17 protein-coding genes and 4 pseudogenes are annotated in these 19,206 nt (G+C 42.8%); 14 read left to right on the forward strand and 7 right to left on the reverse strand.

The features are described 5' to 3' along the window. The first annotated feature begins 192 nt into the window (after positions 1-192). The 12 genes and pseudogenes from PKHYL_RS18480 to tsf all read left to right on the forward strand — a co-directional run bounded on the left by PKHYL_RS18480 (position 193) and on the right by tsf (position 11,429). Positions 193-1,275, forward strand: a complete 1,083-nt coding sequence (locus PKHYL_RS18480) for an Hpt domain-containing protein (RefSeq protein WP_240366483.1) — start codon at positions 193-195, stop codon at positions 1,273-1,275. A 487-nt stretch (positions 1,276-1,762) separates the two neighbouring features. Next, a pseudogene (locus PKHYL_RS02620) lies at positions 1,763-2,576 on the forward strand (crotonase/enoyl-CoA hydratase family protein). A 293-nt stretch (positions 2,577-2,869) separates the two neighbouring features. Further along, positions 2,870-4,129 carry a multidrug effflux MFS transporter gene (locus PKHYL_RS02625; protein ID WP_240365907.1) on the forward strand — a complete coding sequence of 420 codons (1,260 nt, stop codon included), beginning with the start codon at positions 2,870-2,872 and terminating at the stop codon, positions 4,127-4,129. A 321-nt stretch (positions 4,130-4,450) separates the two neighbouring features. Further along, the gene (locus PKHYL_RS02630) at positions 4,451-5,323 is read left to right on the forward strand and encodes a substrate-binding periplasmic protein (RefSeq protein WP_240365908.1); all 873 of its coding nucleotides are present in this window, start codon (positions 4,451-4,453) and stop codon (positions 5,321-5,323) included. Between the two features lie 81 nt (positions 5,324-5,404). Beyond that, the gene (locus PKHYL_RS02635) at positions 5,405-5,653 is read left to right on the forward strand and encodes a hypothetical protein (protein ID WP_240365909.1); all 249 of its coding nucleotides are present in this window, start codon (positions 5,405-5,407) and stop codon (positions 5,651-5,653) included. A gap of 7 nt (positions 5,654-5,660) precedes the next feature. Further along, positions 5,661-6,554 carry a hypothetical protein gene (locus PKHYL_RS02640; protein ID WP_240365910.1) on the forward strand — a complete coding sequence of 298 codons (894 nt, stop codon included), beginning with the start codon at positions 5,661-5,663 and terminating at the stop codon, positions 6,552-6,554. After that, entirely contained in the window at positions 6,548-7,612 is a 1,065-nt protein-coding gene (locus PKHYL_RS02645; protein WP_240365911.1) for an ATP-binding protein, read from the forward strand. Before PKHYL_RS02640 ends, PKHYL_RS02645 begins: the two co-directional genes overlap by 7 nt. Positions 7,613-7,674: 62 nt before the next feature. Beyond that, positions 7,675-8,037 carry a response regulator gene (locus tag PKHYL_RS02650; RefSeq protein ID WP_058025789.1) on the forward strand — a complete coding sequence of 121 codons (363 nt, stop codon included), beginning with the start codon at positions 7,675-7,677 and terminating at the stop codon, positions 8,035-8,037. A 30-nt stretch (positions 8,038-8,067) separates the two neighbouring features. Further along, positions 8,068-8,517 (forward strand): chemotaxis protein CheX, encoded by a 450-nt coding sequence (locus PKHYL_RS02655; RefSeq protein ID WP_240365912.1) that lies wholly within the window; start codon positions 8,068-8,070, stop codon positions 8,515-8,517. Between the two features lie 38 nt (positions 8,518-8,555). Beyond that, positions 8,556-9,005 (forward strand): chemotaxis protein CheX, encoded by a 450-nt coding sequence (locus PKHYL_RS02660; RefSeq protein WP_093067793.1) that lies wholly within the window; start codon positions 8,556-8,558, stop codon positions 9,003-9,005. Positions 9,006-9,400: 395 nt separating this feature from the next. Next, positions 9,401-10,186 (forward strand): 30S ribosomal protein S2, encoded by a 786-nt coding sequence (gene rpsB / locus PKHYL_RS02665; RefSeq protein WP_186475105.1) that lies wholly within the window; start codon positions 9,401-9,403, stop codon positions 10,184-10,186. Between the two features lie 361 nt (positions 10,187-10,547). Further along, on the forward strand, positions 10,548-11,429 hold the full coding sequence (tsf, locus tag PKHYL_RS02670; protein ID WP_240365913.1) for a translation elongation factor Ts: 882 nt from the start codon (positions 10,548-10,550) through the stop codon (positions 11,427-11,429). Positions 11,430-11,622: 193 nt separating this feature from the next. Here the strand turns inward: tsf and PKHYL_RS02675 are convergent, their stop codons facing one another. The 5 genes from PKHYL_RS02675 to hflX form a co-directional block, all read right to left on the reverse strand. After that, positions 11,623-12,375 (reverse strand): lytic transglycosylase domain-containing protein, encoded by a 753-nt coding sequence (locus PKHYL_RS02675; RefSeq protein ID WP_240365914.1) that lies wholly within the window; start codon positions 12,373-12,375, stop codon positions 11,623-11,625. Positions 12,376-12,939: 564 nt separating this feature from the next. Then, positions 12,940-13,629, reverse strand: coding sequence for an LrgB family protein (locus PKHYL_RS02680; RefSeq protein ID WP_240365915.1), 690 nt, complete (start codon positions 13,627-13,629; stop codon positions 12,940-12,942). 16 nt (positions 13,630-13,645) lie between these two features. Continuing rightward, the gene (locus PKHYL_RS17065; protein ID WP_269778227.1) at positions 13,646-13,780 is read right to left on the reverse strand and encodes a hypothetical protein; all 135 of its coding nucleotides are present in this window, start codon (positions 13,778-13,780) and stop codon (positions 13,646-13,648) included. Between the two features lie 67 nt (positions 13,781-13,847). Beyond that, complete coding sequence (locus PKHYL_RS02685) at positions 13,848-14,021, reverse strand: hypothetical protein (protein ID WP_240365916.1); 174 nt, start codon at positions 14,019-14,021, stop codon at positions 13,848-13,850. 408 nt (positions 14,022-14,429) lie between these two features. After that, entirely contained in the window at positions 14,430-15,863 is a 1,434-nt protein-coding gene (hflX, locus tag PKHYL_RS02690; protein WP_240365917.1) for a ribosome rescue GTPase HflX, read from the reverse strand. 307 nt (positions 15,864-16,170) lie between these two features. Here hflX and PKHYL_RS02695 point away from each other — a divergent pair. Further along, a pseudogene (locus tag PKHYL_RS02695) lies at positions 16,171-16,971 on the forward strand (lysophospholipid acyltransferase family protein). Between the two features lie 133 nt (positions 16,972-17,104). Here PKHYL_RS02695 and PKHYL_RS02700 read toward each other — a convergent pair. Continuing rightward, positions 17,105-18,145: pseudogene (locus PKHYL_RS02700) on the reverse strand (aldo/keto reductase). A 47-nt stretch (positions 18,146-18,192) separates the two neighbouring features. Beyond that, positions 18,193-18,689 (reverse strand): annotated as a pseudogene (locus PKHYL_RS02705) (FKBP-type peptidyl-prolyl cis-trans isomerase). 242 nt (positions 18,690-18,931) lie between these two features. On the opposite strand from PKHYL_RS02705, the gene PKHYL_RS02710 reads away from it, so the two are divergent. Next, the gene (locus PKHYL_RS02710; RefSeq protein ID WP_240366484.1) at positions 18,932-19,186 is read left to right on the forward strand and encodes a hypothetical protein; all 255 of its coding nucleotides are present in this window, start codon (positions 18,932-18,934) and stop codon (positions 19,184-19,186) included. Positions 19,187-19,206 lie beyond the last annotated feature (20 nt).

Consider the following 19,206-nt stretch of genomic DNA (forward strand, 5'->3'; position numbering starts at 1 on the left):
GTCAAATCTGCTAAAAACGATAAGCAGAGTCTGTCGAATAAAACGCAACTCTCAAAAGCCGAGACACGCGATGATGTCAATAAAAAATCCAGCACCTCCCTGTATGCTGAAGAGAGTGCAAATGACGATAAAACAGCTACTCAAGATAAAAATCATATCGATTTGATATTTATGGATATCCAAATGCCGCGTATGTCAGGTCATGAAGCAGCGAAGCAAATTCGGAGCATTGAAGCGGCTGATAGCCGTATTCCTATTATTGCTCTCACCGCACATGGCTTAGCGGATGAGCGCGACAAGCTGATCGCCAGCGGTATCAATGACTACGTTGGCAAACCAATTAGCCAACCTCAGTTATTGCAAGTACTCCAAAAGTGGCTAGGCCGGAAAAGCATCACACCGCAAATAACGGCATTGGCTGATACTGATCTGCAAGCTTCTAATTTGCAAAGCATCGATTTACAAAATACCGACTCCGAAAATATACACCTCACAGAACAATCGACGCCGCTCTCGGATCAAAAGACCCCAATTTATCCGATGGTCAAAGACAACGAACGCGTTCGTAATAGGACTGAAATCACAGAACCGCCAAAAGTCACTCGACCATTATCACTGAAAAAAATCCGTGATGACTACTTGCGTGACAGTCAGCCACGTGACGATTATAGACGAGAGACCACCCGTGAGAACCAGCCTCGCTATGAGAGCCTACGTTTATACAAGCAAGGGCAAGAATCATTATTATATCCACCAAAAGAACCGACAGATAATTCTGCTGAAGACATAACAGCGAATATGGACAAAAGGCTATATGAGCAAACGGATCACAACCTCCATCAAAAAAACCTCAGTACAATGGATACGTCTGATATTTTAGACTGGCAAGATGCGCTTACTCGCTCAGCAAACAAACCTGATTTAGCAGCCAAGCTCATCATTATGATGCTCGATACGATTAACGAGGAAAAGCAAGCACTGACTCAAGCATGGGAAGCTCGTGATCGTAACTTATTGGCACAAATCGCCCATCGCATATTGGGCGGCAGCCGTTATACAGGAGTGCCGCAGCTACGTCAGGCCAGCCAAGATTTGGAAGATAAGTGTCTGCTGAATGTACAGCATACGACACCTGTGCAATTTGCAATGATTGAGCCTTATTATGAGGCATTATTAACGGCGCTAGACAACCTGCAAAAGGTAGATTTATCATCTTATCCGCAGCTTAATTATCATCGTTTGAGCGAAAATGACATGACGTGGAAAATGATTTAGAGCAGGTAATCGGACCGTTATTATGCGATGTAATAAGTGAATTGCATACGATACCGATCACTAGCGGTCAGATAATGTGCGAATATTAAAAGGCAGACGCTTGATACAGTATCGTAGCAGTCAGTTATTGCTACGGTAGAGTAGGGTTAAGCCTGCTAATATTGTGACCATCATTACTAGGGCGTGTTGAACATTCGCAAATAGGCACTGCTGATCGCTAAAATGGTTCCAGACAAGGCACAAAGCGACGATAATGCAGATGCCTTAGCGAGATTTGCAACGCAGTATGGGGCAATTTTAGCATCAGCCCCAACGATAAAAGCAGGGGACAGGACTCTTTTTGCCGTTTCATCGTTAAAAATAAGCGCTTAGAATGACTAAACTTATTATTTTTAACATCGAATCGCCTAAAAAATAGTCGCTGTCAGTGCCATGGTCGAATGTTCAACACGCCCTATAGTTATTTTATTCATTAATAAGGATTATTATGAACGTGGTTGCCAGTTACCAGTATGAAACATTACAAGTGCATGTCGTAGACAATATATTAACGGTCACCTTAAATCGTCCAAATAAAAAAAAATGCCATGAGCTTTCAAGTCATAGATGAGCTGATTATGGTGGCAGAGCGCATTAGCAAAGACAAAACGATACGCGCGGTTATTTTAAATGGTGCAGAAGGCACATTCTGTGCAGGTATTGATTTAGGGGATTTAAACCATCCCAAAAACCAAGCCTTTGCTATTTGGGAGCTGATTAAGCCTTGGCAAAGCTCATTCCAACGTGTCTGCTTGGTGTGGCGTGATCTACCAGTACCTGTCATCGCGGTACTAGAAGGCTACTGTATTGGCGCTGGGCTACAGCTAGCATTGGCTTGCGATGTGCGTATTAGTCATCCGGATTGCCAGCTGTCTATTATGGAAGCCAAATGGGGTTTGGTACCGGACATGGGATTGACGCAATCGGCATTTGGGGTGGTACGAGAAGACGTTCTCAAAGAGCTTGCCATGACGGCGCGCATCATCAATGCCAATGACGGCAAAGAATTAGGATTAATCAGTCATTGTAGTGAGACGCCGCTTGAGCAAGCACAGCAGCTGGCGGCTGAGTTTGCTGAGCGTTCTCCTGATGCTGTGCTAGCGAGCAAACGCGTAATCAATGCGATGTATGAGCAGCCTGCAACTACCTTATATAAAGAAAAAATCTGGCAAATTAAGATGATGCTTGGACGCAATCGTAAACTTGCTCTGAGAAAAGCAAAGCAAGCTAGCACGGTGTTTAGCAAACGTCAGTTCCGCTAACGTTCTTTAATTTTGGTAGATATTGTCTTAAGGATTTTATCTGAGACAATTTCGGCCTCAGTACTTAGATTAAAAGTACGCCAGACATATTTTGATAAATTACGTTGATTGTTTTTAGTTGTTAAGGCTTGTTTCATTAGTCCCTTATGGCTATTGAAATCCGAGTGGACAGCACGATATAACACTGTTTGCTTGCACAGATTTAGATAAAGATGCACTATTGTCGTTAAAAATATCTATTTCATGCATCTTACAAGCGCTTAAGTAATCATCACTATATAAATGGTCTAACTATGTCTGCCCCAAAGTCCTCTCTACCAAATAAACCTATCGCCTCTGAACGAGTACGTTCTGCTGATCTGCCTGTTGCATGGATTATGATGCTAGGATTAATGGTTGCGGTAGGGCCTTTATCCATTGATATGTATCTGCCTGCGCTACCATCAATGGCAGATGATTTTGGCGTATCTACGGCATTTATGGCCAACTCTGTGCCAGCGTATTTTTTGGGTTTGGTATTCGGGCAGTTATTTTATGGCCCTTTTAGTGATCGTGTCGGCCGTGTTAAGCCTTTATACATAGGCATGACACTATATGTGATTGCGTCCATTCTTTGTGCGACCACTGACAATGAATATGTATTATTTGTAGGGCGAACGATGCAGGCATTAGGCGCTTGTGTAGGGGCAGTGGTGACTCGCGCTGCTATTAGAGATCGCCTAACCGCCAAGCAAACCGCAAAAGCTTTTTCGATTATGATTTTGGTCATGGGTCTGGCACCCATACTAGCGCCGTCGCTTGGTGCACTATTTTTACAGTTTTTTGATTGGCATTCCATTTTCTGGTTTTTGGCCGCTTTTGGTGCCCTAAATTTATTGCTTACTAAGTTTTTCTTTTTTGAGACATTGACCGAAGAAAATCGTAATGTGCGTCCTGCAAAAGAAGTGCTTAGTCAGTATTGGGATTTATTAAAAGATCCAACCTTCAACTATCCAGCGATTGGTGGCGGGTTGTTGATGGGTGCGATGTTTGTCTATATCAGCTCAGCTTCTGAATTAATCATGGACACTTATGGCGTCTCGGCCACGCACTTTGGCTGGTTGTTTGGGATGAATGCGGCGGGCTTTGTGGGTTTGACTCAGCTGAATCAGTGGTTGACCAATCGCTTTCGTATCTTGAGCATATTACGCTTTGGGACGATGATGCAGGTGCTCTCTGCAGGCACATTGTTTGTTGTCGGTATATTTTTGGGGACCGATGCTTGGTTGCCACTGGTGCTGGCGTGTATTTTCTTTTGTATTGCAGGCTTGGGATTGACCCAGCCAAACGCCTCAGCGATTGCGCTGGCTTTTCAAAAGCAGCGTGCGGGTATGGCAAGCGCGCTGCAAGGCTCGCTGATGTTTTCAGTGGGTATTTTTGGTGGTTTATTATTAAACTTATTCCCTCTCAATCCAGTGTTAAAAATCGGTATTGCACTTTTTGTACTGATGAGCTTGGGTGCGTTTTTAATCTGGCAGATAGATCGTAATTTAGACCTCGATGACGCAGAGTAGCGGCTGCAAGTTTTTGAGACACCCAATATTGGTGTTTTTTTGTCTTAATAAAAGGGTTCTGATACATGAGCGCTACGCGTGGTAATGCAGAGCCTGATGCTTTTATAAGACACGCCTTATAATGACTGAGGTGTCATGTTTAATCGTAGTTGATTGAAAATAAATAGTTTGTTGTCACCAAACAAATTTATCAGAAATATTTCAATTAGAAAAAATTAGTGTAGATTGTAACTTTATGTTTACAATGTAAGGTTTTTTGAAACTGACAGTTACCATACAGTGATGTTAAGACAACAAGCGTTGCAACTTTAAGGACAAAACATGATGCAGTTATATCGAGTATTACCAGTTATATTAAGCGTCGGTTTATTTGGTTGTGGTAATTCTTCTACCACAGAAAATACCAATACAGCTGGCACACCAGTGACAAAAAATGAAGACAGTTTTGTAAGTAACTTACCGGATACTGCTCCAGTCATCAAAGTGGGTACTGAAGCCAATTATGCGCCTTATGAGTTTAAGGATGAATATGGAAATGTAACTGGATTCGATATCGAGCTAATGCAACATATTGGCGAAAATCAAGGGTTTAAAATCGAGGTTTATAACGATCCTTGGGAAGGGTTATTCAATAACTTGGATAACAAAAGCCGAGATATGATTGCGGCAGGTTTGACCTATAGTAATGAAAGAGCTAGTAAGTATCTACTTTCAAATCCCTATGCACCGCTCCCTACTAGTATTGTATATCTAGATAAATCATTAAATATCCAGTCTTTAAACGATTTAGGTAACGTCAGACTAGGTGTTTTGAGTAACTCAGAGCCTTATGAATATTTTGCTAAGGGAGAGTACAAAACTGAATCTGTAGAACAGTACCCAACCACGTTTGCAGCAGTAGAAGCCATGGCGCAAGACAAAGTTGATGCTGTAGTAGATGATTCGGGTGTACTTCGCTATACCCTAAACGACTTACCAAGCCTCCAGCCACTATACTTTGATTATGAAAGTATCAAAGCAGAGGGTGCTCGAAAAGTATTTTTGATTGATAAAAGCCACCCTGACTTACTTAAAAAAGTAAATACTGGCCTTAAAGAGCTTCAAGAAGATGGCACCTATGCCAAATTAACCACTAAATGGTTTGGTACAGATCTGACAAAGACGTCTTTACAGCAACAACAAATGTTGCAGTAGTCTTAAGCGTAATAGTGATGGAACGTATTATTTTTAAATAAATAATAAATATGAATTTATCTATATTAAAAGGAATATGCTATGACTGTATCAACTCAAAATGGTAGCTCCCGTTACCGAGGTTTGATTCTGTCCATCGCTGCCTTCTTGGCATTGATTGGGGTGTTGCTCGCCTTTACGTTTTATACATCAAGTGTTCTTGAACGTAATACAACACTTGTAAATATATCTAATAAAACAGCTAATAATGCTCAAGCGATTATTAAGGATCTGTTTGACTTGCAAAGTAGTGTGGGGAGCATATTAACTCCCCCATCAAAAGCGTGTTAGGGAAAGGTTGGAGAGTAACACTCAAGAAATCGATCAATTGCTTATCAGTATGCGTGAGGGTTCGAAATATACCGATGCCGCAGGTACTGTTTATAATATTCCTAGTATCAAGACAGCGGGTGAGTTGGCAGCTTTAGAAGAGGCACGGGAAGAGTGGAATACTCTAAAACCACTAATTGTCAATTATTTAGAAACTGCTGGTGATATCCGGATTGATTCTTCAGATGAGCTGGCATTAGCTTATGAGCAAGCCAAAACCTCCAGTTTGCTGATCAACGACTCGCTAGATAATCTGACACGCGACGTATTTAGTAATGCAGAGCGCCAAGCCAATACCATTCGTCTAATTCAGGCACTTGGGGTTGTTGCGATTTTTGCTTACTTCTTGATCTTCGTATTCTTCTTTGTACGCCGCTTACGTGAGACCGATGCTGAGGCATTTGCTGCTCGTCGCGAAACGCAAGAGATTATGGAAACGGTAAATACGGGCCTATTCCTACTGGACAAAGACTTAAATATTGGTCAGCAGCACTCGCGCGCGCTAAACAGTATCGTTGGTTCTGATAGGCTAGCAGGAGAAAACTTTACCAACGTCTTGCGTGGTCGTATTTCTGACAAAGATCTTAAGACCACTCAGCAGTTCATTGAGCAGCTTTATAATCCTCGAGTTAAAGAAAAATTGGTAGATTCTCTAAATCCTTTGCACAAAGTGATGCTACATAACAGCTCTGATGATAAAGGACTTAACAATCGCTTCTTAGACTTTAAATTCTCACGTGTTTATGAAGACAAAGACATCGCACGTATCTTGGTCAACGTCAATGACGTGTCAGATGCTGTTTACTTAGAGCAGCGTTTAGAAAAGAACGCTCGCAAAACGATATGCAGATTGAGATGTTAACCACTATCTTGAATGTAAATCCAAAGATCATTAATGAGTTCATTAGCAACACCCAAGCGCATATCGAGCGTATGAACAACATCTTGAAAAATCCTGGTAGCTCACAATACGAGCTTGAAGGCAAACTAAATGCGATCTATCGTGAAATGCACAGCTTGAAAGGTGAGGCATCGGCACTAAAACTGCATAGCTTTACTAAAATTGCGTCAGAAGCAGAAGACAAATTGCATGCCTTGCAAAATCAAGGCCAGCTATCGGGTAATGATTTCTTACAGTTGGCAGTACACTTAGATGACTTACTAAGTCTATCAAATACCATTGCGACCTTGGGTGAACGTATTAACCGCTCAGCACCGCCTAAAGCGGCGACAGCCAATACGCAAGCCCCATTAAGCGATTCTGCTTTAAAAGACAGCGTGGCAAAAACAGCTGCGGTAAATAGTCAGCCAGCGAGTAGCATCAGCACTGATGGCGGTTTAGATATTGATCTAGACGGTGAAAGCAATGATGATCGACTGTCTTTTTACAATGACTTTGCAAAAGAGATTGCCGCTAGACAAGGCAAGCAAGTACAGCTAAAAAGCACGACACTGGCGCAAACTCACATACCAGAGCATCTTGCCAAGCCAATTAAAGAAATCAGTATCCAGTTACTACGAAACGCAGTTGTGCACGGTATCGAAGCACCAAGTGTTCGTCATTCGGCTGGTAAGCCTGAAGTCGGTACGATTGACTTAGAAGTACAAGATAACGGTTCAGATTTCATACTAGTAGTGCAAGATGATGGCCAAGGTATCGATTATGACAGCATCCGTAATAAGCTAAGCAAAGAAGGTCGCTTTAGTGAGGAAGAAGCAAGCCAGCTCAGTCAAGGCGATTTACTCAAGCAGTTATTTTCTTCTGGCTTCTCAACCAAAGAAAACGCAGATGAAGATGGTGGACGCGGCGTTGGACTGGATATCATCAAAGCGCAAGTAAAAGACTACAATGGTAAGCTGAACGTAAATAGTGAGCTGGGTCAAATGACACGGTTTGTCATTACGTTACCAAAAGCTTAATTAAAAACAGTAAACATATTGTCAGGGACGACAAGCATTTCATTAAAGGTAATAGACAAGTTATGCATAAATTAATGATTGTTGATGATTCAAATATTATCAGAAACCGTATTCAGCGCGCATACGACTCAGGAAAGTTTATGCTGGTTGCAACAGCGACTAGCGGCGTTCAAGCCATTGAAAAATTTAACATTCATCGTCCTAACGTGATCACCATGGACTTGACCATGCCACAAATGGACGGACTTGAGTGTATCGAAAAAATCATTGCGATTGATCCTGATGTACGTATTTTGGTCGTATCAGCGTTGTCTGATAAGGCCACTGGTATCGAAGCTTTATCACTAGGTGCCAGCGGTTTCTTGTGCAAGCCTTTCTCAGAAGAGGAGCTCGTGGAGTCTTTGTATGAGCTGATGCAAGACTAATACCATTCATCGATTAAAGCAGATGCCATTATGAAAGAACAAAAGCTACAGATTTTTTTGAGTATTATTAGTAACTATTTTAATCAGTTTGGTGGAGAAGAGCTAATTGCTGACACTCCTTACTTATTAGAAAACAAACAGCCAAAAGTCCACGATTATACAGGCGTTATTGGTATATCAGGTGGACAAAAAGGCGTGGTATATTTTTCGGCAACTCGTCAATTACTGTCTTCAATATTGGACAGCATGGGCGAGACCGATAAGAATGAGGAAAACTACATCGATTTGGCTGGTGAAGTTGCCAACACGATTTCGGGTAATGCGCGTAAAGAGTTCGGCTCTGAGTTTCATATCTCTGTGCCGTTTGTGTTCAAAGGCGCACCGCAAAGTATTGTGTTGCCGAACGATGAGCGTTCTTTTATCATTCCCATCACTTGGCACTCACAAGTTGGCGAGATTGTGGTTTGTTTGCAGGACTAATGCTGCTGCCACGTAATACAGATGGATATTAATATATTATGTTTAAAGTAGAAAAGTTGGGTGTGTTTCTAAGCTCGATCAATGCGTTCTTTGCGCAGATCGACGGCTCAGAGGTGTCTATCGATACCCCTTATTTGAACAACAATAAAACGGCGATTGGTTTTGATTATAGTGGTGTCATTAAGATATCAGGGCCTCTTGAAGGCTGTGTCTATGTCAGCGCACCAAGCGTAATGTTGCGAGAAGTGATAAATGTGATGGGTGAGCCTGACTCTTCGATCACGATGATGAAAGACTTGCTGGGTGAAATGGCCAATACTATCTCTGGTAATGCCCGTACAGAATTTGGTTCTGAATTCATTATCTCTACGCCACAGATTGTTGAAAGCGCACCAAGTGTGTCTTACTTACCTAGAGATCGCCAAAGCTATATCACGCCATTCACATGGCGCGGTTACAAGGCTGTGATTGGTATCTGTATTGCATAATCTAATATGGAACCATTCATATAAAGTCTAAAGCCAGAAATAAAAAAGCGATACGAATGTGTCGCTTTTTTTATTGCACCACCGATCTACTGTGTCTGTAACGCATTGAGGCACTATGAATAAACTGCTGGAGACTTTAAGGTATTATGTGATAAAATACAGCGCAGCTATTTTTACAGTTTAGATATAATTAGTTTAAACGTACAATGGCTTATTTTTGAAACCAACCAATGACACACACATCATGGCAAAAAAATTGCTGGGTGTTTGGCGACTTGATTAATTTGCGAACCATTAGGGCTTTAGTAATAAAGACTAGTCAGTAGCAGATGCGTGTCGCCAAATAGGCTGTTTTTGTGATGTGGAGGCATAACCAACCAATAGGATATATTCTCATGGCTACAAAGAATCCAACCAAAATCGAAATGCGCGACTTACTACAAGCTGGCGCTCACTTTGGTCACCAAACACGTTTTTGGAACCCAAAAATGGGTCCATACATCTTTGGCGCACGTAACAAAATCCATATCATCAACTTAGAGCACACCGTAAAAGCGTTCAACGAAGCGTTGACTTACGTAAACGGCCTAGCTGCTAAGAAAAACAAAGTATTATTTGTTGGTACTAAACGTGCTGCAAGCGGTATCGTACGTGAGCAGGCAGCTCGTGCTGGTATGCCATACGTTGACCATCGCTGGTTAGGTGGTATGTTGACTAACTGGAAAACACTACGCCAGTCAATCAACCGTCTAAAAGAGCTAGAGAAGCAATCAGAAGACGGTACTTTTGCGAAGTTAACCAAGCGTGAAGCGCTAGAGCGTACCCGCGATATGGAAAAACTTGAGCGTTCACTAGGCGGTATCAAAGACATGGGCGGCCTACCTGATGCTATTTTTGTTGTAGACGTAGATCACGAAGCAATCGCTATTAAAGAAGCTAAAAACCTAGGTATCCCAGTTATCGGTATCGTTGATACTAACTCTAGCCCAGACAACGTTGACTACATCATCCCAGCTAACGATGATGCTATCCGTGCTGTGACTTTGTACGTAACTTCTATGGCTGATGCTATCATCGCTGGTAAAGAATACGCACAAACTCAAGCTGGCGGTAAAGCTGAGCAAGCACCTGCTACTGAAGAAGCACCAGCTGCAGAAGAAGCTGCAACTCCAGCAGAGTAAATAGCTGAGTTAAAAAGTTTAACTTTGTAAGGATGTCTTGATAGTGTAGCTATCAGCATCCATATAATGTTATGAACAGCGTATAAGCTCATAATAGGCATGATGTAGTTTTACTCGTCATGCCTTGTTATTGAATAGAGCATTATTAATGAGGCCGTTATACATAACTGAGTAGCTAATGGGCGAGTATTATCGTTCGTACTGGCTATAGCGCTATGTTTTTAAGATTTTATCTTTTGACATCATTGATGGCTATATTAGTAATGACTCAAAATGAGCGGTCTTGCTAGATTTAAAGCAACATTAAGATATCGAATAGACATTAATTCCTCTTATACATAACTATACTAAGGTGACTCTTATGACAGAAGTAAAAGTATCTGCCAAAATGGTAAAAGAATTGCGTGACCGTACTGGTCTTGGCATGATGGAATGTAAAAAAGCGTTAGAAGAATCAAACGGTGATGTTGAGGTTGCCATTGATAACCTACGTAAATCTGGTCAAGCAAAAGCAGCTAAAAAAGCGGGTAACATCGCAGCTGATGGCGCTATCATCATCGCTCAAGACGACAGCAAAGCGTTCTTGTTAGAAGTTAACTGCCAAACTGACTTCGTTGCAAAAGACGACAGCTTCACAGCATTTGCAGAAAAAGTGGCTAACGTTGCACTAGAAAACAACGTCACTGATGTTGCTGCTATCTCTGAATTGCCTTATAGTGATGGTCAGACTGTTGAAGAAGCACGTGTATCTTTGGTACAAAAAATCGGTGAGAACATTCAGGTTCGCCGTGTTGAAGTACTTGAAGGCGCTAACATCGCTGCATACCGTCATGGTCTACGTATCGGTGTAGTGGTTTCTTATGAAGGTGGCGACGCTGACACTGGCAAAAATCTTGCCATGCACATTGCAGCATTCAACCCTGTTGCTGTCGATGATGAAGACGTTGCTGCTGATGTATTGGCACGCGAAAAAGACATCATCGAAGCCAAAGCAAAAGAGTCTGGCAAGCCTGACAACATCGTTGAAAAAATGATCGAAGGTGGCCTACGTAAGTACCTAGACGAAGTAACTTTGCTACGTCAGCCATACGTTATGGACAACGACAAAAAAGTTGGTGATGTCCTAAAAGCTGAAGGCGTAAAAGTACTTGGTTTCAAACGTCTAGAAGTTGGTGAAGGTATTGAGAAGAAGCAAGAAGACTTCGCTGCTGAAGTTGCTGCAACTCAGGCTGCTAACAAGTAAGCACCAAGTAAGAACTAAGTCATATTGGAAAAACTGTGAGTGCTGATTCAGCGCTCACAGTTTATCTTTATAACTGATGACCTATCAAGATATAAAGCGTCCAAGCACAAAAAAAGCCCGTTAATTTCTTAACGGGCTTTTTTGTGTCTGGCTTTAGGTCACCGGTCTATTTCATTTCTAGCTTAGCTCTGGCTTAGCGTAAAGCATCATAAGCTGAGTTAGCATAGCTGGCACTATTTACATTATTGCTAGTGCCGTAACTGACATTGCGCAATCCACTGTTAATGGTGCTACTCGTTTGATTGCTGACACTCATACTGGCGCCAGATAGCCCAGCATCATTCTTATACAAGCTATGATAACGGCTCATGACTCTTTGCACATAGTTACGGGTTTCTTTAAAAGGAGGGATACCGCCGTATTTATCGACATTACCTTCCCCAGCGTTGTAGCCAGCTACTGCATGTTCGACATTGTTGTTGAAACGGCGCATGAGCCAAGCGATATATTTGGCTGAGCCTTCAATATTGTCTGCAGGGTTCCAAGGGTTACTTACATTAAAGCGACGAGCCGTCGCTGGCATTAACTGCATGAGGCCTTGCGCACCGACAGGTGAGCGAGCATTGGGATTAAAAGCGGATTCGGTATGCATCATTGCTTTCATAAGGGCAGGATCTACGCCATTACGTTCAGCAGAGGCGCGAATGTAGCTGTCGTAAGCATTGCGGCTACCACTCTTGCTAGCGGCACTGCTACCATAGCCATTGCTACTATTAATGCCGTCATACATTTTAGAGTCTTTATAATAAGTGACTTTAACTTTCTTAGTGAATTTATCAAAATTGCCACTAGGATTGACGTTGGTCAGTAGTACTTGCCCAGCTTTGTCTTTATAGATATACATATTGCCAGCGTTGGCAGCAGTAGAAAAAAGTAGAGAGGGCAATCGCACTTAATAAAATAGGAGACAAACAGCGAATAATCAAAGTAGCAGTATTTATCATAGTGTTATCACTTTTTATCGAATAATAGCAAATTGTTTTGCCTATAGACACGTCATTTTACGCGCTTAAGCGGTCATCGGGGTTGCAGGATTTTTATAGCTCGTCATCGATATAGCCACCTAGCAAATACCACGTTTAACAAGAACCACTTGCAATAGATACAAAAAATAATAGTTGCTTACTATAACATATAATAACTTTTTACCGCATCAGATTGACAAAATAAGTTGTAAAATCAAATTTTTATCGTTAAACAAACTTAAATAAATCAAAGTGCTATATTTTTGAAGATTGTTAAATATCTGTTTATATTGGATTATAGGCAAGCACTTTTTTGATGCATACCTTATTTTAATTCTCTAAAATGCAAAGGTGATGACAATGGTTGGATGAGCCAAATGTCATGTCTATTAGTCTCGTTACTGAGTAAGCAATAACAATAAAAATAATGATTGAAATGATGAAACAGTGCTCAGTCATCTGTCAAAGCGGTAAGCAAAATCAGTCTAGATACCGACAGCACTGATAAAGATAGGTACCCAAACTGCAGTAACCAACCCGTTCACTGCCAAGCCAAATGCTGCATAACGTCCCGCTGTGTGACTGATTTGCCACGCTTCTACTGTACCAAATGCGTGAGCAGCCAGTCCAAGTGCAAGACCTTTAGCTCGATCATCATTGATACCGCGAAACAAAAAACGGGCGACAGCGCCGCCAATGAGACCTGAGACGATGATGATCAGGTTCGCCAGTGCTAATGGCGCATTGATTAAGTCTGCAACACTGAGGCCAATGGGAGTAGTCACAGAACGGGTAGCAAAAGCAAGTATGCTGTCGTGACTCAATGAAAATAGATAAGCCAATGACATGGGCGGTAGGGCGCCAATGACACTAGCAATAGCAACGATCAACGAGAGCTTTTTGACAGGCAGTCCTTTAAAGTTCATTGCGGCTAGTGGCACCGCCAAAAGTACTGTGACATATCCTAATAGATGATCGAATATAGGCTTGGCCGCGCTGTAGTAGTTGTCATAATCCCATTGCAATAAAAATAAGAAGACCAGTACCAAAACGAGCGCGGTAATTACCATTGGTAACCATGATAATTTACGCGCTAACACACGTGCAATGACGTGTGCCACCAAGGTTAGGAGTACGGCTGCTAAGGTCGCCATAAATACGCTGTCAAAAGTCATAATATCTCTCCGCAGCTCACGGCTGTTCCTTTTGCTGATTAGTCGTGCCGCTGTCGGCATTGGCATCTTGATTCAACCAGCGATTGGCCAGTAGCGCGAGTCCCCACATCGGTATGAGCGTGCTTACTATCATTGTGACCATCACGCCCAACAGCTCATCTCCTAGCGCGAATAGCAGTAAGCCTGCACCCGCTGAGACGGGCAGAAATGCAAAACCACTATCGACGAGGGAGGGTGTTACTGGCTTGAGTGAGCCAGTTAGGCAACCCTTTGAGCAATCGCCATATCATCAAGATAACAAACATTGCCACCAAGCCGACAATATTGGCGGCTTTTTCGATACCCGCCAACTGACAAAGAACCACAGCCGTCTCTCGGACAACGATAACCATAATCAACGTTAAAATTAACGAAATCCATAGCGGGAGATGGGAGGTGGGCAGGCTTCATAAGCAGTGTGGCCAAGTCAGATATAGGTGATGAGTTTATAAAAACGAGCGGGCGATAGTATCAATAATATAACGTGAAAAATAATATTATGAACGCTGATAATAGACAGTAGTGACATTTCAACTTTTGAGTGGCGAGTATTACCTATCAATATTTGTTGAATGTATAACCGTTGATTATATAGAGAATAAGCTTACTAATAAAGCTTGTAGACACATTCAAAAAAATAGACGATATCGATTGATATCGTCTATGCTATTTTAACCTACTGTATAAAAAGATTGCTGTCTAACAGTATGAATCAAAGGTTTACTTATCTATTGACGTCAACAATCGTTTTTCAGCAGCGACTATTTTTCAGAATCAGCGGTTTGTGAATTGAGCGCATTAAATTCGTCAAATGCTCTTTCTTCTTCTGCTGTCATCGTCGGCTCTTCAACTTCATGTTCGTCGGGCTGCTCAAATTCCTCAAGTACTGGCATCAGCAATGTTGCTTGTGCAAGCGGTAATACATCGGTGGGCTTGAGATTGGCTTGTCCGAGTAGTTGTCTTAGTCTATCGCTTGGCAAGCGAATCGTCAAGCACTCATGGCCGCTATCATCATAGCTTTCTTCTTCAATAACACCAAGCTCGTACAAGGTATTTTTTAACTGTCCTGCATGATAGGGTAGCGTCAAATCAAAAGTGGTCAATGTGCCAGTTAGTAGCTGCTGCACGGCTAATGACAACTCTTCTATGCCTAAGTTCTCTCTAGAAGACACATAGACACGATTAGGTTGACCTTCGCTAGCATAACCAATACGTGCAGGCTCGTCAGTCAAATCAATCTTATTATAAACATTGAGTACCGGCACATCGTTATCAATCTCAGCCAGTACCTCTTTGACCGCCTGAATTTGCTCATGCATATCTTCACTAGAAGAATCGATGACGTGTAATAATAAGTCCGCCTCTAGCGTCTCTTCTAGCGTTGCATGAAAGGATTCAACCAATTCATGCGGCAAATGACGGACAAAACCTACCGTATCAACCAAGACTACACGTCCCACACCTTGCCAGTCTAAGCGGCGTAGCGTTGGATCGAGTGTCGCAAATAGCTTATCAGCTGCGTAGATATTTTCATCGACTAAGCGATTAAATAAAGTGGATTTGCCCGCATTGGTATAACCAACCAGTGAGATAGTGGGTACGTCTGATTTTTGGCGACGTGCCCGGCCCTGAGCACGAGTCTGTCTGACCTTCTCAATTCTACTTTTGAGCTGCATGACGCGCACTTGTAGCAAGCGACGATCGGTCTCAAGCTGGGTTTCGCCGGGGCCACGTAAGCCAATACCCCCTTTTTGACGTTCCAAATGCGTCCAACCACGGACCAAACGTGTCGATAAATGGTTCAGCTGCGCCAGCTCTACTTGTAGCTTACCTTCGTAAGTACGAGCACGCTGAGCGAAAATGTCTAAAATCAAACCAGTACGATCCAGTACACGGCATTTCACCAAAGCTTCGATATTACGCTCTTGTGAGGGCGATAAATTATGGTTGAACAGTACAATATCCGCATCATGCTCGCGCACCAGTTCTGCAATTTCCTCCGCTTTACCGCTACCAACGAAATACTTGGCGTCAGGGCGTGCACGTGAGCCTGTGACCAGTGCCAAGCGATCGGCACCTGCTGAATCTGCTAGTAGTTCAAACTCGCCTAGATCGTCAGGATCTTGAATTTGGCGAATGTCTAAATGTACAATAATGGCGCGCTCGCCACCTTCATGTCTTTCAAAATAATCCAAAGAGTATCACCTATTTAATAAAGTAAATGTCTCGCTATCAGCAGCTCAATAAGGCTTGGCATAGCGTTCATATGAGTATCTATATGTGGTCTTATCACTTGATATTAAAGGGTATGAGCACAATTAGCGATGGTTTTATGTTACAGCGATGACTGGGATTAATTTTTTATAAATCTGCTTTATTGCCCGTTTGTATAAAAGTGAGCACCCACTGAATGGACACCCTATCACTGAGCGTATGAACTTTGTTATACTGGGCTCGTTTTTTGACTATTAAACACCCGTTATTTAATCATGAGGGGCGAAGATGAGCCAAGCTAAATCAAGCTTTTCACTCAGACGACAGTTGGGACGCGGTAAGCAAATTGCTGGCATGACCACCACCATCGCTGGTGGTATGCGTGCCGCTCAACGCATTGGGGCATTCAAGCAGCCACCACGCGAAAAACTGCCACGCTATATTCAGACGTTTTGTCGCAAGATGGCAGGCTCATTTGGGGTAAAGGTCGTTGAAGTCGAACCAGTAAAGCAGCATCACGGCCTGTGGGTATCGAATCATGTATCATGGATGGATATTCCTATCGTTGGTACCGTGAGTCCAGCATTCTTTTATCCAAAGCTGAGATTGGTGAGTGGCCTGTGTTCGGTAAGCTCGCGCATGCGGCAGGCACGCTTTTCATCGAGCGCGGCTCCGGTGATGCAGGCTCAGTGTCATCACAGATTGCTGATTTTTTAGCCAAAGGTTTTTCGGTGATTTTCTTCCCTGAGGCGACCACCACCAGTGGCAAAAAAAATCAAGCGTATTCATGGGACATTGCTCCAGTCAGCGATAGATGCTGATGTGCCTATCAGACCCATTGTTATCGCTTATGTCGATAAAGATGGCACGCTTAGCGACGCGCTGCCATACTATGGCAAGATGACAATGACCGACAGCATGAAAAAAGTGCTCGATAGCAAAGATGTCACCGCGTATGTATTGCCATTGGCACCGATAGATCCAAAAGGCTGTACCAAAAGCGAGCTGACCAATTTGTTGCAAGCACGTATGCAAGAAGGGTTGGCAGAACTGCATTCACGAGTACTTCGTGTACCCGTTGAAGATTGATTATTTATAGCTAAACTAGCTTAGTTAATAAAAAGGCGCAAATCGCGAGTTATATATATGACTGCGATTTGCGCCTTTTGTGTCTATAATAAATGCAGGTGTAGCAATTTATAGACCGCTGATCTAGATCGAACTAAGGGGATGGATTGGGATGCTGCGCGTGTACCGCTTCAATCGCTTCCAATACATCTGCTGTTAGCTCCACATTGACACTATCAATGTTTGATTTGAGCTGTTCGGTTGTCGTCGCGCCAATGATATTGCTGGTGACAAAGTGACGTGAATTGACAAAAGCCAATGACATTTGCGCCATGTCCAACCCAGCATCAGCGGCGATCTTTGCATATTGCTCGGTCGCTGATACCGCTTGCTCATTGGTATAACGGGCATAGCGATCATACATCGTCAAGCGTGCGCCATCTGGACGCTTGCCATCGAGATATTTACCAGACAATACGCCAAAACCAAGTGGCGAGTAAGCAAGTAGCCCCACGTTTTCGCGATGGGCAATCTCAGCCATACCAACTTCGTATAAACGGTTTAATAGGCTATATGGGTTTTGCACCGTGATAGGCGCGATCAAGCCATTTTTGTCCGCTTCCCATAGATAGCGCATGAGTCCCCATGCCGTATCGTTTGATAAACCATAAGCACGAATGCGACCTTTTTGATTTCATCATTTAATGCTTGAATGGTCTCTAAAAATGGCGTTAAGTCATCTAATGACTGTGCTGCCATGTCCTCTGTATAGCCGCGCTGACCAAAAAAGTTCGCTTGACGTTCAGGCCAATGCAGCTGATAAATATCGATATAATCGGTTTGCAAGCGCTCAAGATTGCCGTCAATAGCGCTGCTGATATGCTGCGCGTTAAAGCGTGTTTGACCATCACGCAAAAAAATCCATTGGTGATATTTTGCTGGCAAGGATGACTTTGTCACGCTGTTTGGTTTTATCAAACCAAGTACCCATGAATCGTTCGGTATCACCTTGTCTGTCTTTATCTGGTGGTGATGGATACATCTCTGCTGTATCCCAAAAGTTGACGCCTTCACTCAGTGCCATATCCATCTGGGCGTGTGCCTCAGCCTTGGTGTTTTGCTGTCCCCAAGTCATCGTACCTAGACAGATCTTAGATACTTTTTCATCGAATTGCGGTAACGTTGTATATTGCATTCGATTGTCCTTTCTCGTTTTTTATTGTGGATTGTGCGTTTGGACAACTACATAAGTTGTATACCAGTGACGCCAGGTGGTGTGACCTTAAAGATTTTTACTTTAAATAATACGTCTTGCCCAGCCAGCGGATGATTGAAGTCCACTTCGACTTGGTCATCATCAATGGCGCTGATCGTACCGGGCAAGGTATTTTTGCCTTTGTCTTCGAATTCAACCATCATACCGACTTCTGGATTGTCAGCGACGAGCGCAAATTGAGTACGGCTAAAATGTTGGATGTTTTCAGGATTCCAGTCACCAAATGCTTGCTCTGGCTCAAGGTGAGCTGTGCGCGTGTCGCCTGCGCGTAGATTCATAAGTACCTGCTCAAACCCTGGCAACAAGCTTTCATCGCCGATAGTCAAGAGACGGGCGCATCACGACTAAACGTTGAGTCAATGACCGTGCCGTTTTCTAGTGATACTTCAAAGTGTAGGCTAACAAGGCTACCAAAGGTGATGCGCGTGTCTTCATTTGGATTAATAAATTGAGATTGAGTCATAATAAAAAAGCCATCGGTTGCTGGAATAAAAGAATAAGGAATCTGGATGCCGTATTATAGTGTAAGAAATAATAAGCCATCTAAGGCCAGATGTAAGCGTCAATAATGTAACGTAGATGAGGTACTATAATTGGCAATTCTAAAAGATATGAGGTGTCGGTGGTGAATAAACAACAAGGCACTGTCAAAAATGGCAGGACGATAAAGGGTTTGGCTTTATCGAAACCGAAGCAGGGGATTCAATCTTCTTTCACGTGAGTGAGTTTAGAGCAAAGCGCCGTCCCAATGTTGGCGAGCAAGTCGTCTTTAGTATCGGACAAGACGATCAAGGGCGCTTGCGGGCAACAGAAGTACAAGAGTTGCACTTTGTACAACAAAAAATGGCACAAAAAAATCAGCAAATCCGTCAGCGCAACCAAAAACGCAGTCAGCAAGCAGAGTTTGAAGCAGAACAAAAGAAACGCTCGTTTCTTGGACTGGCTTTTATGGTGTTTTAGCTCTATTAGCAGCGACAGGT

Source organism: Psychrobacter sp. KH172YL61 (assembly GCF_007182895.1).
GTDB classification, from domain to species: Bacteria; Pseudomonadota; Gammaproteobacteria; order Pseudomonadales; family Moraxellaceae; genus Psychrobacter; species Psychrobacter pacificensis.

Coding starts and splice junctions, on each gene's coding strand:
- PKHYL_RS18480 (WP_240366483.1), top strand. CDS start 193: ATGTCAGGTCATGAAGCAGCGAAGCAAATTCGGAGCATTGAAGCGGCT.
- PKHYL_RS02625 (WP_240365907.1), top strand. CDS start 2,870: ATGTCTGCCCCAAAGTCCTCTCTACCAAATAAACCTATCGCCTCTGAA.
- PKHYL_RS02630 (WP_240365908.1), top strand. CDS start 4,451: ATGATGCAGTTATATCGAGTATTACCAGTTATATTAAGCGTCGGTTTA.
- PKHYL_RS02635 (WP_240365909.1), top strand. CDS start 5,405: ATGACTGTATCAACTCAAAATGGTAGCTCCCGTTACCGAGGTTTGATT.
- PKHYL_RS02645 (WP_240365911.1), top strand. CDS start 6,548: ATGTTAACCACTATCTTGAATGTAAATCCAAAGATCATTAATGAGTTC.
- PKHYL_RS02650 (WP_058025789.1), top strand. CDS start 7,675: ATGCATAAATTAATGATTGTTGATGATTCAAATATTATCAGAAACCGT.
- PKHYL_RS02655 (WP_240365912.1), top strand. CDS start 8,068: ATGAAAGAACAAAAGCTACAGATTTTTTTGAGTATTATTAGTAACTAT.
- PKHYL_RS02660 (WP_093067793.1), top strand. CDS start 8,556: ATGTTTAAAGTAGAAAAGTTGGGTGTGTTTCTAAGCTCGATCAATGCG.
- rpsB (WP_186475105.1), top strand. CDS start 9,401: ATGGCTACAAAGAATCCAACCAAAATCGAAATGCGCGACTTACTACAA.
- tsf (WP_240365913.1), top strand. CDS start 10,548: ATGACAGAAGTAAAAGTATCTGCCAAAATGGTAAAAGAATTGCGTGAC.
- PKHYL_RS02680 (WP_240365915.1), bottom strand. CDS start 13,629: ATGACTTTTGACAGCGTATTTATGGCGACCTTAGCAGCCGTACTCCTA.
- PKHYL_RS02685 (WP_240365916.1), bottom strand. CDS start 14,021: ATGGTTATCGTTGTCCGAGAGACGGCTGTGGTTCTTTGTCAGTTGGCG.